The following is an 18,776-nucleotide window of genomic DNA, read 5'->3' on the forward strand; positions in this document are numbered from 1 at the left end:
AGCAGGCCTTGGAGATCTTTATGAGCAACCCTTTGCTTCGCAGCGTAAGCATCGACGAGCGCCTTCGGTTCCTGAGGGATGGCGTGGTGTGCCTGCGCAAGATCATCTCGCCCGAATGGATCCAGCTGGCGCAGGACGGCATCGAGCAGCAGCGCCGCGCTCCTTCGCCCTACGCGACCGTGGTGGATGCCGACCCGCTCTATCTGCTGATCGACCAGATGCCTTCGGTGAAGAACGGCATGCTCCAGCGCGTGGTGTTCGAGTCAGGCGCGGGCGAGATCGCCAAGCAGCTGACCGTGACGAGACGGCTGCGCTGGATTTACGACCAGCTGTTCTACAAGGGCCGCGGCCCGGCGGCCGAGACACCCTGGCACCAGGACACGTCCTATGGACTGGCGGACAGCCACCGCATCGTGCGCGTGTGGATGCCGGTCGACCACATGCCGCGCGAAACCGCCATCGAGGTGGTGCGCGGCTCGCACCTCTGGAAAACGCACTATGGGCTGAGCGGCAGCAAGATCGAGGTGCTGGACGATGAGTTCGAACTGCCGGACATCGAAGCCAATCGCAGCGCCTTCGACATCGTGGGCTACGAGGTGGACCCGGGCGACGTGGTGGTCTTCAACTACCGGGCGCTGCACCATGCCGGCCCCGGCGTGAACTTCAACGAGAAGCGCAGGGCCTTTGCCATCCTCTATGCCGATGACGAGCTCACGCTGAAGCATCGTCCGTCGCCGATGCCCGGACCGCTGGACACCGCGGGCCTTGCGTGGCGCGACGGGCAGAAGACGGGCGATTTTCCGGAGGTGTTTCGCGCGGTGTAGGGCGATCCGACGTCACCCACCAAGCTGCGACAACAATCAGCAAGCCCCCCGCCCATCCCCAGGGGCCGATCCTCTCGCCGAACCCGTACATCGCGATCAGCGCCCCGAACACCGGCTCGCTACCCATCAGCAACGACACCCGGCTCGGGCTCGAACGCGAGGCAGCATGGTTCTGCGCAAAGAATGCGAAGACGGTGCACAGCAGCACGAGGTACGCCATGCCCCACCAGAACGATGCCGCGGCCGGCGGCATGTGCCATGCGCCATGGGCCGGCGAGGCGACGAGCGAGATCGCCGCTGCGCCGAGAGCCATCACGCCCGCCTGCACGGCAGTCAACGTCAGCGCCGGCATCGAGTGCCGCCCGGCCAGCCGCCGCGTCATGCACACCATCACGGCGCGCAGGAAGGCGGCGATCACCATCAAGCCGTCGCCCCAGCCGACCGACAGATCCGCGGGCGAGGTGGCCGACAGCATCGTGGCCCCCAGCGCCGACAGGCCCGCCGCCCAGAACATGCGCCGCGCCGGCCGCTGGCCCAGCAGCCACCATTCGACGAATGGCGTGAGCGCGACGCACAGGCTGATGAGGAACGCCGCATTGCTCGCCGTGGTCAGCGACACGCCGAAGGTCTCGCACACGAAGATCGCCAGCAGGTTCGCACCGAGCAGGCCGCCTGCCATGAGGCCCTGCCGCCACTGCGCGTTGAACAGCGGCCTCAGCGCGGGCAGCAGCACGACGAAGGTCAGCCCGAAGCGCAGAGCGATGAACTCCAGCACAGGCAACTGCTGCGTCGCCTGCTTGGCCACCGCATAGCTTCCGCCCCACACCGCGGCCACCAGCAACAGCATGATTTCGGCCAGGCCGACGCCCGCCCCAATGCCTGCCCGCTTCTTTGAATCCATACTGTCGGCCCGCCGTCCATGAACAACCAAAGAGGGAATTGTTCTGGGCATCACCCGGGCCGCACAGCCATCGGCCGGAACAGGACTATTGCGTCGTGGGAACGAATTCATTTCTCAACGTGCTACCGGAGATGGTGACCTTCCTGCGGGTCGCCGAGCTGGGCAGCTTCTCGGCAGCGGCCGATCTGCTGGGCATGACGCCGTCGGCCGCCAGCCGGCAGGTGAAGCGACTCGAAAAGGAGATCGGCGTGCAGCTGCTGCAGCGCACGACGCGCCAGCTGCGGCTGACCGAGCCCGGTGCCGAGGCCTTCGCGCGCTGCCGCGAGCTGGTGCTGGCGGCTCAGGGCACGATGGAAATCGGGCAGCAGTTCGCAGCCGGGCCGAGCGGGCTGGTGCGCATCAGTGCGCCGAAAGCCTTTGCGCGGCGCGTGCTGCATCGGCACATCCTCGACTTCCTGCGGCGCTATCCGGAAGTGGACGTGCAGCTCATCGTGGCCGACCGCGACATCGATCCGATCCGCGAGGGCGTCGATCTGGTGGTGCGGCTGACGACGGAGCCGCCCGAAGGGCTGGTGGCGCGGCAGCTGATGACGGTGGAACACATCCTGTGCGCAACGCCGGCGTACCTGGCGCGGCACGCGGCCATCGGGCATCCGGGCGACCTGCTCGCGCACAGCTGCCTGTCGCTCGGCGAGCACGAGCGGGACAACCACTGGCGATTCAGGAAGAAGGGCGAAGAAGCCGCCGAAGTCGTCGTGCGCGGCCGCTACATCTCCAACCACAGCGAGGTGCGGCTCGAAGGCGCGCTGGCGGACCTGGGCATCGCCTGCGTGCCGGCGTTCATCGCACGCGATGCACTGGACGCGGGTAGCGTGGTGCGCGTGCTGGCGGACTGGGAGTTCCAGGGCAACTACCACGGACACGCGTACATCCTGTACCCGCCCAACCGCTTCGCCGCTCCCAAATGCAAGGTGCTGATCGAGCACCTGCTCGATGCGCTCAGTGCGTCTTCAGCAGAACGCGCACCGCCTCGGGCAAGGAATTGACCTGCGGCATGAAGTGATCGAGCAGCGCGCCGAGGATCACCGCGCTCGCGACCGCACCCAGCAGCGGCTTCCACGTGAGCCGCACGGCGGCCATGAGCCAGCCTTCGCGCGCCACGCGCACCGCGGCGCGGGCCGACACGTACGAGAAGGCGACTTCGATGGCCACGGCCAGCAGCGCGTCCCAGCTGAAGTACAGCAGCACGAGCGAGCCGGCGCCGAACAAGATGGCCACGCAGATCAGGAAGATCGCGACCACCGGCACGACGATGATCGCGCCTTCGTCCGCGGAGCCGGCGACTTCGAGCGCACCGCTCGCCACATCGGACAGGGCACTGCCGTCACCACCACCGCCATGGGCATCGCCGACGCTCACGTGGCTCTGGGAGCCGCCGCCGCGTCCGCTGCCGAAGTCGACGTCGGGCGCATCGACATCGAAGTCCGTCTTGCAGCCCTCGACCAGCCGCCTGGCCCACCAGCGCAGCACCAGCAGATAGCCCAGGTACCCTACGCCCAGCGTGAGGAAGTAGCGCACCGCCAGCGAATCGACATGCAGCAGGTGCATCTGCAGCGCCGACACGCCCCACATCAGCAGCAGCGTGAAGGTGCCGATCAGGATGCCGTGCGTGCGCAGGCTGTAGTCGCGATGCAGGTCGCGTTCGACCTGCGTTTCCCACAGGCGCACGGAGCGCCAGTCGGAAAGGATCTTCATTGACCTTCGACGGGAGCGAACGGCACGCGCTGCGCCACGGCGCACATCAATTCATAGCCGACGGTGCCCGCGGCTCGCGCGACTTCGTCGATGGGGAGCACGGCCCCCGTCTTGGCCGACTTGCCCCACAGCGTGACCTCGCTGCCGAACTTCGCGTCGGGCACGTTCGTGAGGTCCACGGTGATCATGTCCATGCTCACGCGGCCGACCATGCGGGTGCGCACGCCGTTCACCAGCACCGGCGTGCCGGTGTTGCAGTGGCGCGGATAGCCGTCGGCATAGCCGACCGCCGCCACACCGATGGTGAGCGGGCCCTCGGCCGTGAAGTTGGAGCCGTAGCCGATGGTGTCGCCGGCCTTCAGCGTCTGCACCGAGATGAGCTGGGTCGAGAGCGTCATGGTGGGCTGCAGCTGCCAGTGCGCCGAATCGTGTTCGGGAAAGTCGGGCGCGCTGCCGTACAGCAGGATGCCGGGGCGTACCCAGTCGCCGCGCGTCTGGTCGGCATGGCGCAGGGTGGCGGCGCTGTTGGCGATGGAGCGTTCGCCCGGCAGGTCGCGGGTGACGCGCTCGAAGGTCTCGAACTGGTGGCCGATGCCGCGCGCGCCGTCGGCGTCGCTGAAGTGGGTCATGAGCGAAATCTCGTCGACCTGCGTGAGCGCGTTGAGACGGGTCCAGGCGGAGCCGAAGCGCTCGGGCGTGAAGCCCAGGCGGTTCATGCCCGAGTTCATCTTCAGGAACACGCGCTGCGGCTTCAGGGTCTTGTGGGCGGCGAGCATGTCGATCTGCTCGTCGCAATGCACGGTGTGCCAGAGGTCCAGCCGCGAGCACAGCTCCAGGTCTCGGGCGTCGAAAACGCCTTCCAGCAGCAGCACCGGGCCGCGCCAGCCGAGGGCGCGCACGCGCTCGGCCTCGGCCAGATCGAGCAGCGCGAAGCCGTCGGCGCCGCGCAATCCTTCATAGACCCGCTCGATGCCATGGCCATAGGCATTTGCCTTGACGACGGCCCAGACGCGGGCTTCGAGGGCCGAGCGGCGCGCCCGGTCGAGGTTGTGACGCAGGGCGTCGGTGTGGACAGTGGCGAGTATGGGACGCGGCATGGGTGGTTCCGGGAGAGACTCGGGGACAATGCAGACCACGTTTTAGCATCTTCGGGAATGAGGTCGAACACCGTGGGGACGCCGGATTCCGCGTCGCACCCCCGTGCTATAACCGCCCATTCGCCCGCAACGCGACACTTTTTCACTACCGCCAGCAGACCCTCTGGCCAGCCAGCCCATCGATGAAGCGCGGTTTCTACACGATCATGTCGGCCCAGTTCTTTTCGTCGCTGGCCGACCAAGCGCTTTTCGTTGTTGCCGTCGATCTCATGCGAAGTTCGGGCGCGCCTGAATGGCAGCGCGCGGCACTGGTGCCGATCTTCGCGGTCTTCTACGTGGTGCTGGCGCCACTGGTGGGCGCCTTTGCCGACGCCCTGCCCAAGGGCAAGGTGATGTTCATCAGCAATGCCATCAAGGTGGTGGGCTGCCTGATGATGCTGTTCGGCTCGCACCCGCTGCTGTCCTATTCGATCGTGGGGCTGGGCGCCGCGGCGTATTCGCCGGCCAAGTACGGCATCCTGACCGAGCTGCTGCCGGCGTCCCAGCTGGTCAAGGCCAACGGCTGGATCGAGGGGCTGACCATCGCGTCGATCCTGCTGGGCATCGTGCTGGGCGGCACGCTGGTGGGGCATTCCATCTCCAGCAAGCTGCTGGCATTCGATCTCCCGTTCATCGACACCGGCATCGACACGCCGGCCGAGGCCGCAATCGCGGTGCTGATCTTCGTCTACGTGCTGGCGGCCTGGTTCAACACGCGCATTCCGCACACCGGCGTCGAGATGCGCCCGCTGCGCTCCAACCCCGAGCACGGCATGGCGCGCAACATCGCCGCGCTGCTGCCCGACTTCTGGCATTGCAATGCCCGCCTGTGGCGCGACCGCCTCGGCCAGATCTCGCTGGCCACCACCACGCTGTTCTGGGGCGCAGGCGGCAACCTCAAGTACATCGTGCTGGCCTGGGCCTCGCTGGCGCTGGGCTACAACACCACGCAGGCCTCGGCGCTGACGGGCGTGGTGACCATCGGCACGGCCGTGGGCGCCATCGTGGCCTCGATGCGCATGCGGCTGGACATGGCCACGCGTGTGATACCCATGGGCATCGCGATGGGGCTGATGGTGATCTGCATGAACTTCATCAGCAACGTGTGGCTGGCGGTGCCGTTCCTGATTTTGCTGGGCGGCCTGGGCGGCTTCCTGGTGGTGCCGATGAATGCGCTGCTGCAGCACCGCGGCCACAACCTGATGGGCGCGGGCCGCTCCATCGCGGTGCAGAACTTCAACGAGCAGGCCTGCATTCTTCTGCTGGGCGGTTTCTACAGCGTGTGCACGGGGCTGGGCCTCTCGGCCTATGGCGCAATCAGCGCGTTCGGGCTGGTGGTGGCGGGCTGCATGTGGCTCATCAAGCGCTGGCACGAGAACAACCTGAAGAAGTACCCTGAAGAGGTCGAGCACCTCTTGGCCATCGCCCGCAGCGACAAGCATCACTGACAGCGCGCGCCCGCGTTGGTGAAACGGCCGGCGCGCCCGGCGCTCCCCCTTTTCCAACGCCACCATGCCCGCGCTCGCCCTGATCTTCAACGCCTTCGTCTGGGGCGTTTCGTGGTTCCCCTTCCGCCAGATCGCAAGCCACGGCATGCATCCGCTGTGGGCCACCTGCCTCATCTACCTGGCCATCGCGACCGTGATGGGCCTCATGCGCCGGCACGCGTGGAAAGGCTTCGCGGCCTTTCCGATGCTGGCGGTGCTGGGCTTCGCGGCCGGCTTCACCAACGTGGGTTTCAACTGGGCCGTGACGCAGGGCGACGTGGTGCGCGTGGTGCTGCTGTTCTATCTGATGCCGCTGTGGAGCGTGCTGCTGGGCTGGCTGCTGCTGGGCGAGCGGCCGACCGGCGGCGCGCTCGCGCGCGTGGCGCTGGCGCTGACCGGCGTGGTGGTGGTGCTGAAGGCGCCAGGCGCCGACTGGCCGGTGCCGTCGAGCCTGCCCGACTGGCTGGGCGTGGCGGCGGGCTTCGGCTTTGCCGTTACCAACATCGCGCTGCGCCATCTGCGGCAGGCCCCGGGCGAGTCGCGCGCGCTGGCAATGTTCTGCGGCTGCGCCTTCGTGGCCGGCGTCACGGCGCTGGGCGGCACCGCGCTCGGCGCGTTCGATTCGCCGCTGCACGCATCGCCGGGCTGGCTTGGCTGGGCGGTGCCGCTGGGCATAGCTTTCGTCTTCGCCAATGTGTGCCTGCAGTACGGTGCGGCACGGCTCGCGGCCGCCGCAACCTCGGTGATCATGCTGTCGGAGGTGTTGTTCGCGAGCGTGTCGTCGGTGGCGCTGGGCGCGGCCGACATGAGCCCGCGCATCCTCGCCGGCGGCGCGCTGATCGTGCTGGGCGCCGTCTGGGCAGCGTTTGCACGAACGCCCGCGCGGCGCGATGATCGCGCCTCTTCTCCCATCTGAGGAACAACAGCATGACCAGCGTCTACGACTTCGAGGCCAACCAGATCGACGGCAAGCCGGTGAAGCTCTCCGCCTTCAAGGGCAAGGTGCTGCTGATCGTCAATACCGCCAGCAAATGCGGCTTCACGCCGCAGTTCGCGGGGCTGGAGGCACTGCATGAGAAGTACGCCGGCCAGGGGCTCACGGTGCTGGGATTTCCGTCGAACCAGTTCGGCGCGCAAGACCCGGGCAGCAACGAGGAAATCGGCGCCTTCTGCACCAAGAACTATGGCGTGAGCTTTCCGATGATGGAAAAGATCGACGTGAACGGCAGCAACGCCGCGCCGCTCTATCAGTGGCTCACCAAGGAAAAGCCGGGCCTGCTGGGCAGCACGGCCATCAAGTGGAACTTCACCAAGTTCCTGGTCGGGCGCGACGGCACCGTGCTCAAGCGCTATGCGCCGCTGGACACGCCAGCCTCGCTCACGCGCGACGTCGAGGCCGCGCTGGCGGCGGGCTGAAGCCCCCTGCCCCCGTTCAGGCCGCTCAGAACCTGAAGTCGGCCGTCTTCGAGCCGCTGCCCACCGTCACGGTCTGGGTCTTGGCTGCGCCACCGGGCATGGCCGCATCGATCACGTAGCGCCCGTTCGGCAGGTCCACCAGGCAGACCGGGCCGCTGGCGCGGAATGCCAGTGCGGCAGCGTTGTTGGCGTCGCCGCCCTTGATCGTCACGTCGACATTCGCCAGATAGGCGCCATCGGCGCGCGCGAACAGCAATGCCAGCGGATGGTCCTTCATGGCGGCGCGCATGGCTGTCGATTCGTCGGAGCCGATACCACCGCACACATAGCGCGCCGGGCCCGCGCCCTGCCAGGGCGGCATGGCGCCTTGGGCCTGCGCGGCCATCGCGCCGGCCATGCAGGCGCAAGCCAACAGCACGCGCCGCAGCGTGGAAGGAATAAGGGATGCGACAACATGGGACATGGCACTGGCTCCTTGCAGATTCGGTGCAGCCATGATGCGCCGCGAACCGGCTCCGCGCGAGTCGGACCAACACCCTCCTGCTTGTGCGATCAGGCCTTGTCAGACAGCGCCGCGTCCAGCAGCTCGACCCAGTGCCGCACCGGCGTGTCGCCGCTGCCGCTTTGCAGGTGCGTGATGCAGCCGATGTTGGCCGACGCGATGGTGGTGGGCTGCAGCTGCTTCAGGTGGCCCAGCTTGCGGTCGCGCAGCGGATAGGCCAGCTCGGGCTGCAGCACCGAGTAGGTGCCGGCCGAGCCGCAGCACAGGTGCGATTCGTTCATTGCCACGCGCACATCGAAGCCGAGCGCGCGCAGATGCGTCTCGACGCCGCCGCGCAGCTTCTGGCCGTGCTGCAGCGTGCACGGCGGGTGGTAGGCCACCACGCCCGCAGGCGCCTTCACGCGGGCCTTCAGCGCGGGCACGAGGTCGGGCAGCAGTTCGCTCAGGTCGCGCGTGAGTTCGCTGATGCGCGCGGCCTTCAGCGCGTAGGTCGCGTCGTGCTGCAGGATGTGGCCGTACTCGCGCACGGTGACGCCGCAGCCCGAGGCGTTCATGACGATGGCCTCGACTCCACCTTCGTCAGGACGGCGCTCCACCAAGGGCCACCACGCGTCGATGTTGGCGCGCATCTGCGCCTTGCCACCGTCCTGATCGTTGAGGTGGAACTTCACCGCGCCGCAGCAGCCGGCCGCTGGCGCAATCACGGCCTGGATGCCGGCCGCGTCGAGCACGCGCGCGGTGGCGCTGTTGATGTTGGGCATCATCGACGGCTGCACGCAGCCCGCGAGCATCAGCACCTTGCGCGCATGCGTGGCGGTGGGCCATGCGCCGGCGTCCTGCTTCGCGGGCACCTTGGCTTTCAGCGCCTCGGGCAGGAGGCCGCGCACCGATTGGCCGAGCTTCATTGCGGGGCCGAAGAGCGGCGACGGCAAGCCTTCCTTCAGCAGCCAGCGCTGCGCCGATTCCATCGCGGGGCGCGGCACCTTCTGGTCGACGATCTTGCGGCCGATGTCGACCAGGTTGCCGTACTGCACGCCGCTCGGGCAGGTGCTTTCGCAGTTGCGGCAGGTCAGGCAGCGGTCGAGGTGCAACTGCGTGCTGCGCGTGGGCTCCTTGCCCTCGAGCACCTGCTTGATGAGGTAGATGCGTCCGCGCGGACCGTCGAGCTCGTCACCGAGCAACTGGTAGGTCGGGCAGGTAGCGGTGCAGAAGCCGCAGTGCACGCACTTGCGCAGGATGGCTTCGGCTTCTCGGCCTTCGTCGGTGCCGCGGAATTCGGGGGCGAGTTCGGTTTGCATGTCTGTCGGTTCTTGTTGTTTTACGTGGGCGCGAGCAGGCGGCCGCGGTTGAAGATGCCGTGAGGATCGAACTCGCGCATCAGCGCGCGATGGATGCGTTCGATGGGGGGGCTCAGTGCATCGAAGCGCGGGACGCTGCCTTGTTGCGTGCCTGAACCGGGCAGCCTGAACAGCGTGGCATGGCCACCCGCCGCACGTGCGATCTCGCGGATGCGCGCAGCCTGTTCGGGCGCAGCCTTGTACCAGCGTTGGCCGCCGTGCCATTCGATCAGCGGCGCGGTGCCGTCGAGCGAGAGCACGGGCGCTGTCTGCGGCACCGACAGGCGCCACAGCGCATCCGTGCCTTCGTTCGTGGCGAACCACGGCAGCTGCTGGTCGCGCAGCGATTGCCAGTCTGCGGCGGCGCGCGCGTTGTCTTTTCGCTCGCCGCCGAGGTGCGTGCATGCCGCTTCCACCGCGGCGACCGCACCGCGCAAACGCAGGTAGAGCGCGCCGGCACCGGCGTATTCGAACCAGCAGCTCGCGTTGAGCGGCAGCGGCCGGCCGCCCCACTCATTGAGCAGCCGCAGCGCATCGGCCTGCCCGCACGCGAATTCGAGCGTGGCCTCGGCGGGCGCCACGGGCAGCACCTTGAGGCTGACCTCGGCGATCACGCCCAGCGTGCCGAGCGAGCCGGCCAGCACGCGCGAAACGTCGTAGCCCGCGACGTTCTTCATCACCTGGCCGCCGAAGGTCAGTACCTCGCCGCGGCCGTTGATGATCGTGGCACCGAGCACGTAGTCGCGCACCGCGCCGACGCTGGCGCGCGCCGGGCCGCTGAGGCCTGCGGCGACCATGCCGCCGACGGTGCCGTTGCTGCCGAAGCACGGCGGCTCGAACGGCAGGCACTGGCCTTTCTCCGCCAGTGCCGCTTCGAGTTCGACGAGCGGCGTGCCGGCGCGCACGGTGACGACCAGCTCGCTCGGCTCGTAGCTGGTGATGCCGGCGAGCGATCGCGTGTCGAGCAGCTCGCCTTGCAGCGGCTCGCCGTAGAAATCCTTGGTGCCGCCGCCGCGAATGCACAGCGGCGTGGCGTTAGCGGTGGCGGCGCGGATGCGCTCGACGACCTGGTGGAGTGCGTTGTTATCCATCGCCATCAGAACCTCGGCAGATCCGGGTGCTGCAACTTGCCCCCGCGCACCACCTGCTTGCCGTATTCGGCGCAGCGCTGCAGCGTGGGAATCACCTTGCCGGGATTCAGCATGCCCTCGGGATCGAAGGCGCGCTTGACGCCGAACATCTGCTCGTTCTCTGCGGCGGTGAACTGCACGCACATGCTGTTGAGTTTTTCCACACCCACGCCATGCTCGCCCGACACGGTGCCGCCCATCGCGACGCTGGTCTCCAGGATGTCGGCACCGAACAGCTCGCAGCGGTGCAGCTCGTCGGGGTCGTTGGCGTCGAACAGCACCAGCGGATGCAGGTTGCCGTCACCCGCGTGGAACACGTTGCAGCAGCGCAGGTTGTACTTTTTCTCCATCTCCTGGATGGCCAGAAGGATGTCGGCCAGGCGCTTGCGTGGAATAGTCGAGTCGAGGCACATGTAGTCGGGGCTGATGCGGCCCGAGGCGGGGAACGCGTTCTTGCGCCCGCTCCAAAATTTCATGCGCTCCTCCTCGCTGCTGCTCACCGCGATGGCGGTGGCGCCGCAGCCACGCAGCACGGCGGTCATGCGGCCGATTTCTTCTTCCACTTCTTCGGGCGTGCCGTCCGACTCGCATAGCAGGATCGCGGCGGCGTCGAGGTCGTAGCCCGCGCGCACGAAGTCTTCGACGGCGGCGGTCATGGGCTTGTCCATCATCTCCAGCCCCGCGGGGATGATGCCGGCCGCGATCACCGCGGCCACTGCGTCGCCGGCCTTTCGCACGTCGTCGAAGCTGGCCATGATGCAGCGCGCGAGCTGCGGCTTGGGCACCAGCTTGACGGTGACCTCGGTGGTCACGGCCAGCATGCCTTCGCTGCCGATGACGAGCGCGAGCAGGTCGAGCCCCGGCGCGTCGAGCGCGTCGCCGCCGAACTCGATGGGCTCGCCTTCGGCGGTGAAGCCGCGCACGCGCAGCACGTTGTGCAGGGTCAGGCCGTACTTCAGGCAGTGCACGCCACCGGAGTTCTCTGCCACGTTGCCGCCGATGGTGCAGGCGATCTGGCTCGACGGATCGGGCGCGTAGTAGAGATTGAAGGGCGCGGCCGCCTCGCTGATGGCCAGGTTGCGCACGCCGCACTGCACAACGGCCGTGCGGCTCACCGGGTCGATCTTCAGGATGCGGTTGAACTTGGCGAGCGACATGGTCACGCCCATGGTGTGCGGCATGGCGCCGCCCGACAGCCCGGTGCCCGCGCCGCGCGCCACCACGGGCACGCCGAGCTGGTGGCAGGTCTCGAGCACGGCGGCCACCTGCGCCTCGGTTTCGGGCAGGGCCACCACGAGCGGGCGGGCGCGGTAGGCGGTGAGGCCGTCGCACTCGTAGGGGGTGGTGTCTTCTGCGTGCCAGATCAGGGCGTGGGCTGGCAGATGAGCCTGCAGCGCTCGCACTACCTGGGACTGGCGCTCTGTTTTCTGTAGTGAATCGTTTTGCGTGGGGGTGAGCGGCGCGTTCATGCGGCGACCTCTTTTCTTCTGCTCGCGGGATGTCTCGGTTCTACCCGCACTCTACGGACATTGCGGCAGGCCCGGGTTGATGGATTTTTGCCGGGCGCTTGAAAGAACTTCGCGGGTTCAGCGCAGGCTCTGTTCAAGCCAGTCGGCAAAGGCCGCGCATTCCCAGCGCTCGAGCGTGCCCGGCTGCCAGCAGATGTAGTGCCGGTGCGGCGACGGCACGGCCTGCTCGGACAGCGCCACCAGCCGACCCGATTCGAACCATGCCGCGCCCATCTTCTGGCGTACCAGCGCCACGCCGAAGCCGCTGGCCGCGGCGTCGTACACAAGCCCCAGGTCGTTGAACTGCGAGCCGATGTTCGGCTCGGGCTGGTCGAGCCCGCAGCTCGCGAACCAGGTGCCCCAGGGTTCGAGCGGGCTGCGGATCAGCCGTGCGCTGGCAATCTCCGCCGCAGTGCGAAAACCGGTGAAGGGGCCGAACTCGTTGAGGTAGCTCGGGCTGCAGGCGGGCACGACCTGCTCCTCGAGCAGGAGCCGGTGCTCGCAGTCGGCGTACCCGCCGGGGCCGTAGCGCACTTCGAGGTCGGCCTGCTCGGCCGTGACGTCGAGCAGCGGGATCGACACCTGCAGCACCAGTTCGATGTCTGGATAGATGTTGCGGAACAGCTCCAGCCTCGGCATGAGGAATTGGCGGCTGAAGGTCGGCGTGACGGCGATGCGCAGGCGCGTGGCGCGTTGGGCTGCGTTGGCGCCGAGCGGCGTGGCCTGCAGCGCAGCAAGCCCCGTGCGCACGTTCGCGAGGTAGGCCGCACCGTCGGCCGTGAGGCTGAAGTCGCTGCGGCCGAAGAGCTTGAAGCCGATGTGCGATTCGAGCTGCCGGATGCGGTGGCTCACCGCACTGGGCGTGACGCACAACTCATCGGCTGCGCGGCCTGCGTGGCGCAGCCGCGCCACGGCCTCGAAGGTCAGCAGGCACTGGATCGGCGGAATGTGCTGCAGGGCCATGCGCGCCTGGAAACCCTCTTCGGCCTTCAGTCTTCGAAGAAGCTCACGGGCAGGCCCGGCGTGTCGACCCGCATCGCGATCACCGTGCCCGAGGCGGGGAGTCGCTCGATCTCGGCGGCAGGCCGGCCCTTGCGACCGCTGGTGACGAACAGCGTCTTCAGGTCGTCGCCGCCGAAGCAGGGCATGGTCGGGCATTGAACAGGCACAGGAACAGAGGCCACGATTTCGCCCGAAGGTGCAAAGCGCAGCAACTGCGCGCCTTCGAACATAGCTACCCAGTAGTGGCCTTGCGCGTCGATGGTGGCGCCGTCGGGGCGGCCTTGATAGCCCAGCGGCACATCGGCCGTCCAGCCTTCCGGCTTGGCGTCGAACTGGTGGAACACGCGAGCGTGCGAGAGCGAGTTGGCCTCGGCGTCCCAGTCCCACGCGCACACCACGTGCGCGGCGGTGTCGGCCCAGTAGAGGGTGCGGGCATCAGGCGAGAAGGCGAGGCCGTTGGCGGTGGTGGACTCGTTGGCCATCTGCGTCAGCGTGGGCGAGATGTCGGTGTCGGGGCGTGCATCGAAGCAATAGAGCGCGGCGTTGGCGCGGTCCTTGGCTTCGTTGAGCGAACCGCCCCAGAAGCGGCCGAGCGCGTCGCACTTGCCGTCGTTGAAGCGCATGGTGCGCACGTCGTGCTCCACGCGCGCCATCGCGACCAGTTCACCGCCCCATTCGCGCGCGCGGTAAATGCCGTCGCGCAGCGCAATCACGAGGCCGCCGCTGCGCGCGGGCGCCATGCAGCCGGGCTCGGTGGACAAGGGCCATCGCTCGACCTTCGCATCTGGAGAGCCGATGTCGCCGCGGGTGCGCAGCACGGCGCGGCCGGGAATGTCGAGCCAGTAGAGCGCGCGCTCCTGGGGGTGCCAGAACGGCGACTCGCCGAGTTCGCAGAGGCTGTCTTCGAGGGAGGTCCACATGGTGTCGCGATTGTGCCCCCGGCCATCGCGGTCAAGGGCAAAAAAAAGCCCGCTGGCGCCGGAGCGCTTGCGGGCTGAACATCCAAAGGAGACCTCGCTTGAAAAACTCGTTACGAAGAATTGTTCTTGTAAAAGGTGGTGGTGGTCGTTTCAGTGGCGGGGCTGCCCGAAGGCAACCCGGCCAGAGCAGATCAGCGGTTGTAAGCCGTTTCGCCGTGCGACGAGATGTCGAGGCCTTCGCGCTCTTCTTCTTCCGACACACGCAGGCCGAGGGTCAGGTCGGCGATCTTGTAGGAGATGAAGGCAACCACGCCGGACCACACGACGGTGAGCGCCACGCTCTTGATCTGGATCCAGACCTGTGCGCCCATCGCGAAGGTGTCGGGCGTTGCGCCGCCGGTGCCGCCGAGGCCCTTGGCCGCGAACACGCCGGTCAGGATGGCACCCAGGATACCGCCCACGCCGTGCACGCCGAACACGTCGAACGCGTCGTCGGCACCGAGCATGCGCTTCAGGCCGCCCACACCCCACAGGCAGATCAGGCCGGCCAGCAGGCCGAGAACGATCGAACCCATCGGGCCGATGAAACCGGCGGCAGGCGTGACAGCCACGAGGCCAGCAACGGCACCGGACGCAGCGCCCAGCATCGAGGCCTTGCCCTTGTGCAGGCTTTCACCCAGGATCCACGACAGGGCCGCGGCAGCGGTGGCAAGCACCGTATTGATGAAGGCCAGGCCGGCGACGGCGTTGGCAGCACCAGCCGAGCCGGCGTTGAAGCCGAACCAGCCGACCCACAGCAGCGAAGCGCCGACCATGGTGAGCGTGAGCGAGTGAGGCGTGAACGCTTCCTTGCCGTAGCCGACGCGCTTGCCGACCATGTAGGCGCCGACCAGGCCGGCCACACCGGCGTTGATGTGCACCACGGTGCCGCCTGCGAAGTCGAGTGCGCCGTCCTTGCCCAGCAGGCCGCCGCCCCACACGATGTGGGCAATTGGCACGTAGCTGAAGGTGAACCACAGCACCGAGAACAGCAGCACGGCCGAGAACTTGGCACGCTCTGCGAACGCACCGACGATCAGCGCCACGGTGATGGCCGCGAAGGTGCCCTGGAAGGCGACGAACACGTATTCAGGAATGGTGGTCAGCGCGCCGAAGGTCTCCTGCGTGATGCCCTTCATGAAGATCTTGTCGAATCCTCCGAAGAAGTTGCCGTCACCGGAGAAGGCCAGGCTGTAGCCGTAGATGGCCCACAGGATGCTGATCAGCGAGAAGATCACGAAGACCTGCATCAGCACCGACAGCATGTTCTTCGAGCGGCCCAGGCCACCGTAGAACAACGCGAGGCCGGGAATGGTCATCAGGATCACGAGAAGCGTCGAAGTCAGCATCCAGGCGGTGTCGCCGGAGTCGATCTTCGGAGCGGGTGCGGCAGCGGGCGCCGCGGGAGCTGCGTCGGCGGCAGCGGCCGGAGCTGCTGCAGCAGCAGGCGCGGCCGCGGGGGCCGATGCCGACGCGGCCGGTGCTTCGGCCGTGGCCGCAGCGGGGGTTTGCGCGAAGCCGGCAGTACCGGCAGCCAACACGCTCAAGCCGAGCGCAAGAGAGACAAGCAGTTTTTTCATAATCGTTGTTCTTTCGGGCCTGGACTCGATCAGAGGGCTTCGCGGCCCGTTTCGCCGGTGCGGATGCGCACGACTTGTTCGAGGTTGTAGACAAAAATCTTGCCGTCGCCGATCTTGCCGGTGCGTGCCGCGCCTTCGACGGCCTCGATCACGCGATCGACCAGGTCGTCGGAGACGGCCGCTTCGATCTTGACCTTGGGCAGGAAGTCGACCACGTACTCCGCGCCGCGGTAGAGCTCGGTGTGGCCCTTCTGGCGACCGAAGCCCTTGACCTCAGTGACGGTAATCCCCTGCACGCCGATGGCCGACAGTGCTTCGCGCACCTCATCGAGCTTGAACGGTTTGATGATGGCTGTGACCAGCTTCATGAGTTTTCTCCTTCGGATGGAAATGGAATGGCGCGGCAGCTTGGGCCGCACCTCGTTGTTGTATGGATTACAGCGTCTTCGTCAGCGTGAGGATGAAGCGCGCCTTGTTCGGCGAGTAGGTCGTCTGGCCGAAGGTGCCGAAGCCCAGGTCGACGCCCGGGTTGGCCACCGCGAGGTACGAGCTCTTCTTGTTGGCGCCCTGCACAGAGCCGGTCAGCGACAGGCCGTTGCCGAAGTCATAGCTCGCGCCGACGTTGTAGTCGACATAGCTCTTGTAGCCCAGGCTGCGGATGTCGCTGGACATGTTCGTGTAGCCCACGGCTGCCTTCAGCGTGACCTTGGGCACGATTTCCTTGCTGTACGACAGGTTCAGGTAGCCGGTATTGGTGCCCTTCAGGCCCGAGCCGGCCTTGTTGCCGGCGTAGCCGAAGTAGTCCTTCGACACGGTGTGCGAGTACTTGGCGGTGAACGAACCGAGGGTTTCGTTGGCGTAGGTGCCCGCAACGTACAGCTCGGTGGTGTTGCCCGCGGAGTTGCCCGGGTAGATGTAGCTGAGTGCGCCCACGTCCATGTCCAGCGGGCCGGCCTTGAACTTGTAGCCGCCGTACACATCCATCTCGATGCTGTTACCGGTGAGCCAGTTGACGCTGGAGTTCCAGTTGCCCACGTAGAAGCCGCTGTCGCCGAAGGCGTAGTCCAGGCCGCCCTGGATGGCGGGCTTGAAGCCCTTGGTCTTGGCGTAGCCGCTCTTGCCGATCATGTCCTGGTCCTGGCCACGGAACTTGTAGTTCGTGGTGATGGACACGTTGCCCGTGAGATTCGGGGCGGGAGCGGCTGCCGGTGCTGCTGCGGCATCCGTCGTTGCTGTCTGCGCCAGGGCTGCGCCCGAAGCGGTCAATGCAGCGGCCAGAACGATCAGCGCCTGGGCGGCGGTACGGTGCGTCATCAGGGAACTCCTCGCAAGTGTGTTGTTGGACCTGTGAGGCTCAAAGCAGGGAGCGTGCCAAACTGCACAAATACCGGTCATAACCGCTCCCGTCCCCGCCTTGGTTGAGAGCCAAATCGTTACAACGTCTGTTGCGAGTGGTTGCAGATATCCGGTGCGCCGCACCACCGCGGACATGTCGAAGATAGGCGCACCATCTTGGGGAGAGGGAGAAGAATGGGGTTGTCTTTGGTGCAGAGCCGCGCCTTGCTGGGCCTGGAAGCGGCCAGTGTCACTGTCGAGGTGCATCTGGCGAACGGTTTGCCCAGCTTCACGCTGGTCGGGCTGGTGGAAACCGAGGTCAAGGAGGCGCGCGAAAGGGTGCGTTCGGCGCTCCAGAACGCGGGGCTGGAGTTTCCGAACAACAAGCGCATCAGATGTAGTCAAGCGATTTTTCAGCAAAGTGAGCCGAGTAATCACAGCGGCCCGTTTCACTTCGACTGAAGTCTCGACGGACGGCCCATTCGGCCCGGAGGTGCCGTATTTCTGTGCACGAGGCGGCCGACTAAATCGACTCGATCTAATTTTTATGCCTTCAGGCCCCTGCCAGGCCGCCGGAGGCGCCCCGGTTGAGCGATGTACTCATCGCTCAACCTTGCACACAGAATTCGGGCGAGGCTCTTGCAGCTCGCTCATCGCAATCAACTGCCTTCAGGCACCGAAGAGGGTCTGGCTTGATTTGCGTCCGGCGAGCCCGTGGCGCGTGACAAGCTCGCTTGAATGGCCTCGATATAGGTCATGCGTCCGTCGACCACACTTTCGCAATCCGAAAGAAATTCGGTCGTCGGCCTATGGCCCTCGATGCGAGTGTTCGCGAGAGCCTGAGCGATCGCAAATCGACGTTCTGCCTTCGTGCTCATGCTCGTTTCTCCTGATTTCGGCACACTCCGCCCCTTTTTAGGGCTAGAGCTCTGCACGACCATTCTCGAAGTCTTTCCAGCGTAGCGTCTTGTTTGCGCTGCTCAGGGAGATCTCTTCATCCTGGGGATCAATGAACAGGCCATGATCAGTTTCAAACAGCCAGCTGATTTGCTCCTGCCTGCCGATTGCGCAGCACTCCCACAGCGCATCACATCGAGCTAGTGTCGGCATACCGTCAGCGGTCATGTAGCCCGGCAGAAGCACGTGCACTCGAGACTGTGCCCATTGCCCGCTCAGCACGATTCCGCATGCGTCGGCCGCGCGGGTGGCCAGGTAGCAGTTCCAGCGAACGCGTTCCCCGATAGAAGGGGTGGACGGACGCACCTTGACGAGCCAAAGAGGAACCTCAAAGACCTGCTCGACAAGATGGAAATGCTGAACTCCGGGGGCCATTGCGCTTAGCGCGGAGCTGACAAGTTCGAACTGCTCTTGAACGCGAAACATAAGGCCTCTCACTTTATGTGGAAGATCATCCGTGGTTTAATCGTACGCATGGCTGGACCATTTTGTCCATGCCTGTCCCTTCGCCCAAATACGCGCTGGATCCTGCGCTCGTGGCGCTTGGGATGGCTATTCGCTCTACGCGTAAGGCAAGGGGCATCTCTCAAGAGGAGCTCGCTCATCGCAGTCAAATCGAGCGGTCCTACATGAGCAGCATCGAACGAGGGATGCAAAACCCGGGCGTCATGGCGATAGTCCAGATCGCGGCAGGAATCGGAATATCCGTCACGGAGCTGGTTGCCGAGGCTGGGCTCTAACCCCCGTGCAGCACAACGAAACGGCTGCGATCTCAGTTGATCAATCGCATCACGCGTATCAGAGCGCGATTGCGAGCGCGAAACCGGTCCCTCCTTCGTCGCGACTTTAAACAGGTGCAGGTGTTTTCAGATGACCAATCTAGAGCCTCAAATCAGCCCCACCCAAGCCGAATTTCGCGCTCTTAGTTTGGCTCGGCTGCTTGAGCA

The 18,776-nt window shown here is 66.3% G+C and carries 20 protein-coding genes and 1 pseudogene; 7 read left to right on the plus strand and 14 right to left on the minus strand.

Annotation, left to right across the window (positions count from 1 at the left end; translation table 11 throughout):
* Positions 1–20: 20 nt before the first annotated feature.
* Positions 21–824, plus strand: a complete 804-nt coding sequence (locus tag NWF24_RS30705) for a phytanoyl-CoA dioxygenase family protein (RefSeq protein WP_258351821.1) — start codon at positions 21–23, stop codon at positions 822–824.
* Here NWF24_RS30705 and NWF24_RS30710 read toward each other — a convergent pair.
* On the minus strand, positions 712–1,725 hold the full coding sequence (locus NWF24_RS30710; RefSeq protein WP_258351822.1) for a DMT family transporter: 1,014 nt from the start codon (positions 1,723–1,725) through the stop codon (positions 712–714). The two genes, NWF24_RS30705 and NWF24_RS30710, sit on opposite strands and share 113 nt — an antisense overlap.
* Positions 1,726–1,820: 95 nt before the next feature.
* Between NWF24_RS30710 and NWF24_RS30715 the strand changes: the two genes are divergently transcribed.
* Entirely contained in the window at positions 1,821–2,771 is a 951-nt protein-coding gene (locus tag NWF24_RS30715) for a LysR family transcriptional regulator (protein ID WP_258351823.1), read from the plus strand.
* On the opposite strand, the gene NWF24_RS30720 is transcribed toward NWF24_RS30715, so the two are convergent.
* Complete coding sequence (locus tag NWF24_RS30720) at positions 2,725–3,480, minus strand: hypothetical protein (protein WP_258351824.1); 756 nt, start codon at positions 3,478–3,480, stop codon at positions 2,725–2,727. The genes NWF24_RS30715 and NWF24_RS30720 overlap by 47 nt on opposite strands.
* Entirely contained in the window at positions 3,477–4,577 is a 1,101-nt protein-coding gene (gene alr / locus NWF24_RS30725) for an alanine racemase (RefSeq protein ID WP_093076686.1), read from the minus strand. Before alr ends, NWF24_RS30720 begins: the two co-directional genes overlap by 4 nt.
* Positions 4,578–4,759: 182 nt before the next feature.
* Between alr and lplT the strand changes: the two genes are divergently transcribed.
* The 3 genes from lplT to NWF24_RS30740 all read left to right on the plus strand — a co-directional run bounded on the left by lplT (position 4,760) and on the right by NWF24_RS30740 (position 7,519).
* Positions 4,760–6,064: a lysophospholipid transporter LplT gene (gene lplT / locus NWF24_RS30730; RefSeq protein WP_093175613.1), complete on the plus strand. Its 1,305-nt coding sequence runs from the start codon at positions 4,760–4,762 to the stop codon at positions 6,062–6,064.
* 64 nt (positions 6,065–6,128) lie between these two features.
* The gene (locus NWF24_RS30735; protein WP_258351825.1) at positions 6,129–7,019 is read left to right on the plus strand and encodes a DMT family transporter; all 891 of its coding nucleotides are present in this window, start codon (positions 6,129–6,131) and stop codon (positions 7,017–7,019) included.
* 11 nt (positions 7,020–7,030) lie between these two features.
* On the plus strand, positions 7,031–7,519 hold the full coding sequence (locus tag NWF24_RS30740; protein WP_258351826.1) for a glutathione peroxidase: 489 nt from the start codon (positions 7,031–7,033) through the stop codon (positions 7,517–7,519).
* A gap of 25 nt (positions 7,520–7,544) precedes the next feature.
* Here NWF24_RS30740 and NWF24_RS30745 read toward each other — a convergent pair whose 3' ends face one another.
* The 9 genes from NWF24_RS30745 to NWF24_RS30785 form a co-directional block, all read right to left on the minus strand.
* On the minus strand, positions 7,545–7,982 hold the full coding sequence (locus NWF24_RS30745) for a carboxypeptidase regulatory-like domain-containing protein (RefSeq protein WP_258351827.1): 438 nt from the start codon (positions 7,980–7,982) through the stop codon (positions 7,545–7,547).
* Positions 7,983–8,071: 89 nt separating this feature from the next.
* Positions 8,072–9,319 (minus strand): glycolate oxidase subunit GlcF, encoded by a 1,248-nt coding sequence (gene glcF / locus NWF24_RS30750; RefSeq protein ID WP_258351828.1) that lies wholly within the window; start codon positions 9,317–9,319, stop codon positions 8,072–8,074.
* Positions 9,320–9,339: 20 nt separating this feature from the next.
* Positions 9,340–10,449 (minus strand): glycolate oxidase subunit GlcE, encoded by a 1,110-nt coding sequence (gene glcE, locus NWF24_RS30755; RefSeq protein WP_375338427.1) that lies wholly within the window; start codon positions 10,447–10,449, stop codon positions 9,340–9,342.
* A 5-nt stretch (positions 10,450–10,454) separates the two neighbouring features.
* Positions 10,455–11,957, minus strand: coding sequence for an FAD-linked oxidase C-terminal domain-containing protein (locus NWF24_RS30760; RefSeq protein ID WP_258351830.1), 1,503 nt, complete (start codon positions 11,955–11,957; stop codon positions 10,455–10,457).
* Positions 11,958–12,074: 117 nt separating this feature from the next.
* The gene (locus tag NWF24_RS30765) at positions 12,075–12,959 is read right to left on the minus strand and encodes a LysR substrate-binding domain-containing protein (RefSeq protein ID WP_258351831.1); all 885 of its coding nucleotides are present in this window, start codon (positions 12,957–12,959) and stop codon (positions 12,075–12,077) included.
* Positions 12,960–12,985: 26 nt separating this feature from the next.
* Positions 12,986–13,918, minus strand: a complete 933-nt coding sequence (locus NWF24_RS30770) for an SMP-30/gluconolactonase/LRE family protein (RefSeq protein WP_258351832.1) — start codon at positions 13,916–13,918, stop codon at positions 12,986–12,988.
* Between the two features lie 191 nt (positions 13,919–14,109).
* Positions 14,110–15,537, minus strand: a complete 1,428-nt coding sequence (locus NWF24_RS30775; RefSeq protein WP_093175630.1) for an ammonium transporter — start codon at positions 15,535–15,537, stop codon at positions 14,110–14,112.
* A 29-nt stretch (positions 15,538–15,566) separates the two neighbouring features.
* Positions 15,567–15,905 carry a P-II family nitrogen regulator gene (gene glnK / locus NWF24_RS30780; protein WP_007833403.1) on the minus strand — a complete coding sequence of 113 codons (339 nt, stop codon included), beginning with the start codon at positions 15,903–15,905 and terminating at the stop codon, positions 15,567–15,569.
* Positions 15,906–15,972: 67 nt separating this feature from the next.
* The gene (locus NWF24_RS30785) at positions 15,973–16,851 is read right to left on the minus strand and encodes a TorF family putative porin (RefSeq protein WP_258351833.1); all 879 of its coding nucleotides are present in this window, start codon (positions 16,849–16,851) and stop codon (positions 15,973–15,975) included.
* 216 nt (positions 16,852–17,067) lie between these two features.
* Between NWF24_RS30785 and NWF24_RS30790 the strand changes: the two are divergent.
* Positions 17,068–17,280 (plus strand): annotated as a pseudogene (locus NWF24_RS30790) (magnesium chelatase domain-containing protein); the annotation flags it as partial.
* Positions 17,281–17,531: 251 nt separating this feature from the next.
* Here NWF24_RS30790 and NWF24_RS30795 read toward each other — a convergent pair.
* Positions 17,532–17,750: an antitoxin VbhA family protein gene (locus NWF24_RS30795; RefSeq protein ID WP_258351834.1), complete on the minus strand. Its 219-nt coding sequence runs from the start codon at positions 17,748–17,750 to the stop codon at positions 17,532–17,534.
* 43 nt (positions 17,751–17,793) lie between these two features.
* A complete protein-coding gene (locus NWF24_RS30800) occupies positions 17,794–18,255 on the minus strand; it encodes a hypothetical protein (RefSeq protein WP_258351835.1) in 462 nt (153 codons plus the stop codon).
* Positions 18,256–18,377: 122 nt separating this feature from the next.
* Here NWF24_RS30800 and NWF24_RS30805 point away from each other — a divergent pair, with 122 nt between their 5' ends.
* Positions 18,378–18,569: a helix-turn-helix domain-containing protein gene (locus NWF24_RS30805; RefSeq protein WP_375338492.1), complete on the plus strand. Its 192-nt coding sequence runs from the start codon at positions 18,378–18,380 to the stop codon at positions 18,567–18,569.
* Positions 18,570–18,776: the final 207 nt, after the last annotated feature.

This window comes from Variovorax paradoxus, assembly GCF_024734665.1.
GTDB lineage: Bacteria > Pseudomonadota > Gammaproteobacteria > Burkholderiales > Burkholderiaceae_C > Variovorax.